General features: G+C 63.5%; 5 protein-coding genes. All 5 read left to right on the top strand.

Annotated elements, in window-relative coordinates; translation table 11 throughout:
* Positions 1–209: 209 nt before the first annotated feature.
* Complete coding sequence (locus AC1VWL_RS19215; RefSeq protein ID WP_481510391.1) at positions 210–551, top strand: hypothetical protein; 342 nt, start codon at positions 210–212, stop codon at positions 549–551.
* 26 nt (positions 552–577) lie between these two features.
* On the top strand, positions 578–1,207 hold the full coding sequence (locus AC1VWL_RS19210; RefSeq protein ID WP_482987745.1) for a DUF998 domain-containing protein: 630 nt from the start codon (positions 578–580) through the stop codon (positions 1,205–1,207).
* 39 nt (positions 1,208–1,246) lie between these two features.
* Positions 1,247–1,633 (top strand): VOC family protein, encoded by a 387-nt coding sequence (locus AC1VWL_RS19205; RefSeq protein ID WP_282273275.1) that lies wholly within the window; start codon positions 1,247–1,249, stop codon positions 1,631–1,633.
* 70 nt (positions 1,634–1,703) lie between these two features.
* On the top strand, positions 1,704–2,126 hold the full coding sequence (locus AC1VWL_RS19200) for a hypothetical protein (RefSeq protein ID WP_482987744.1): 423 nt from the start codon (positions 1,704–1,706) through the stop codon (positions 2,124–2,126).
* Positions 2,127–2,202: 76 nt separating this feature from the next.
* Positions 2,203–2,967 (top strand): SDR family NAD(P)-dependent oxidoreductase, encoded by a 765-nt coding sequence (locus tag AC1VWL_RS19195; protein WP_482987743.1) that lies wholly within the window; start codon positions 2,203–2,205, stop codon positions 2,965–2,967.
* Positions 2,968–3,084: the final 117 nt, after the last annotated feature.

Raw genomic sequence — 3,084 nt, 5'->3', positions numbered from 1 at the left:
CCGGGGGGGGGGGTGTGGGGGGCGTCCCGCTGGGGTCGCTTGTGCACTCGCCCCCTGCCGGGGTGGGGGAGTGGGGTTGGGGTGAGGGCAGCTCCTGCCTTTGATCTTGCATCCAAACCTAACCACAAAAAAAACATCACCCACCTGTAACGCCACACCAGAATTCCAGCGCTAGGATTGCCCCACCCACATCTACAAGCAAAACCACCATGGGCACCTGGACCTGCAGCAACTGCAAGGAAGTAAACGAAGACAGCTTCGACCAGTGCTGGAAATGCGGCACCCATGCCGACGGCGCACCACCGCCACGCGACTTCCAGCCTGAGGCCGGGCGCAGCTGGATGCAGCCACCACGTTTGATCGACTGTCCGCGTTGCCCTGGCATGCGCATGGAATTCATCGGCCGCAAACGCTTCCACGAAGGCTCGCAGGCCATGCCCTTCCTGCTGGGCGATATCGGCGAGCTGTTCGTCAACCGCGAGGAATTCGACCTGCATGCCTGCCCGAGCTGCGGCAAGGTGGAGCTGTTCCTGTCCAATCGCGTACGCTGAGCACCGCAACCATCAACGGGCCGACGATGCGTTTCCAGCGCTGTTTGATCCTGCTGTTCGTGGCGATGTACCTGCTGATGTTGCTCGGCGGTGCCGCGCTCAAACCCGGTTACTCACCGCTATCGCAGTACATCAGCGAACTCGGCGCGACCGGCAGCGCGCATGCACAGGTGATCAGCCTGCTCGGCTTCATTCCAGTCGGCGTCCTCGCCGCACTACTGCTGTTCGCGTTCGCACGGACGGTACCAGTGCGTGGTGCCAGTCGCTTCGGCTATTGGCTGCTGCTGTGCGAACCGCTGGCATGGATAGGCTCCGCGTTGGCGCCCTGCGACCTCGGTTGCCCGATTGGCGGCAGCCTTTCGCAATCACTGCATACCCTGCTCGGCGTGTTCACCTATCTGGGCACCGCACTCGGCCTGGTGCTGCTGGCAAGTGCACCGGCAATACAGCCAGGCACGCGCGTGCTGTGGATCGGCCTGGCGGGACTCTGGCTGCTGCTGTTCGTGTTGATGGGGCTGGAGCCATTGCACGCTTGGCGTGGACTGCTGCAACGCCTGGCGGAGTGGAGTGTGTACAGCGTGTTGTGCATCAGTGCATGGCGACTGAGCGCTTCTGCACCTGTTGCCGACAATGCGATAACACGCGCCCGCCAATAGCGGGTGTACGCTGCGCTCCTCTGTCACCGGAGCACCCATATGAGTCACCGCAGCCGCCTGGCCGGTTTCATCATTGATTGCCAGGGCACCGACAGCGATGCCGCCGCCGCGTTCTGGGCACCCGCACTCGGCCTGAAAGCCGAGCCCGGCTACACCGAGGACGATGGCGCGCAATATGCCGAACTGTTGGGCGCCCCCGCTGACCTGCATGTTGAAGTGCAACGCGTCGATCACGCCCCACGCGTGCATCTGGATATAGAAGCCGACGATATCGATGCCGAAGCTGACCGGCTTGAAGCGCTGGGCGCACGCCGCATCGGCAAGGTCAAACGCTGGTGGGTGATGGAAGCACCTACCGGTCATCGCTTCTGCATCGTGCAGATGAAGTATCCGGAACGTGGCGCACCGCCCAATACCTGGAAGTAGCGCGGAAACTTCACGACAGCTGGCCTTGCGATGTGCTGGAATGCCGCCCCGACTTCAACGAGGCAACAGCATGGGTTTGATCACCGGAATGATCGTGGGTGCACTGGGCGGCCTGGCCCTGGTCAACATCCTGGCATTGATGGCAAGGAACAGCGGCAGGCCGCATGACCTCACCAGCTTCAGCTCCGACGAGAATGTAACGGCCAAGGTTGATGCCTGGGCAGGCCAGCAGGGTTACCGCCTGGTCCGCGACATCGATGGCACCCGCGTGTATCGCAAGGGCAACAACATCCTGACCTCGCCGATGTATCTGGAACTGAGCCAGGACGGGAACAAGTACAGCATCAAGAGCTATACCCAGATCAACGGCTTCATCCTCCGTGGTGATATGGCGCTCACCGGCGATACCTTCATCGCCAAGCTGCCGCGATCGATGGCCAAAAAGGCGCAGAACATCCTGTTCGCGTCCTTGAACGTGCCCGGCCTGCCCTGACCACGGACTCGCGCGTTGGCCACCTTCAATGCAACAGCGGGATAATGTGGGCCCTGAGTCCACCGGAACCGCAGCAATGAATTCCCCCGTTTCCCTGCAGAATGCACGTGTCCTGGTTGCCGGTGGCAGCCGCGGCATAGGCTTGGCCATTGCCCAGGCTTTTGCCCGCGAAGGCGCAAGCGTGAGCATCTGCGCGCGTGGTGCCGCAGCACTGCAGCAGGCCGGCGAACAGCTGCTGGGCGACGGTGCAGCTGCCGCGCACACGCAGCAATGTGATCTCGCCGACCCGGCGCAGATCCAACGCTGGATCGATGCCGCTGCGGCCGCATTGGGTGGCGTCGATATCCTCATCAACAACGCCTCCGGGTATGGCAACGGCAATGACGATGCCAGCTGGCAGGCCGGCTTCGATATCGACCTGATGGCAGCCGTGCGCGCCAACCGCAGTGCCCTGCCGCATCTGCGCCTGAGCACGATGCCGGCCATCCTCAATATCAGCTCGATCAATGCCTCGGTACCGACGCCGCGCGCAGCGGCATACTCCGCTGCCAAGGCGGCATTGAACTACTACACCACCAGCCTGGCCACCGAGCTGGCGCGCGAGCGCATCCGGGTCAACGCGCTGGCACCGGGCTCGATCGAATTCCCGGGTGGACTGTGGGAGCAGCGCCGCAGCAGCGCCCCCGAACTCTACGAACAGATCCGCACCAGGATCCCGTTCGGCGGCTTCGGCAATGTCGAGGATGTAGCCAATACCGCCGTGTTCCTGTGCTCGCCCACAGCGCGCTGGATCACCGGCCAGGTACTGGCGGTGGATGGCGGGCAATCGCTGCCGGCCTGAGCCTCGCCTGCCGTTTGTGGGCGCGGGGGGCTGCCCCCAACAGGGGGACTTTAAAAGCGCGCGTGTTGCGCGCATGCCCCCCCGCCCCCAAACCCCCCCCCCCACCACCCCACAAAC

Source organism: Stenotrophomonas sp. STEN063, assembly GCF_056854515.1.
This window is presented reverse-complemented; position numbering and strand designations above follow the sequence as displayed.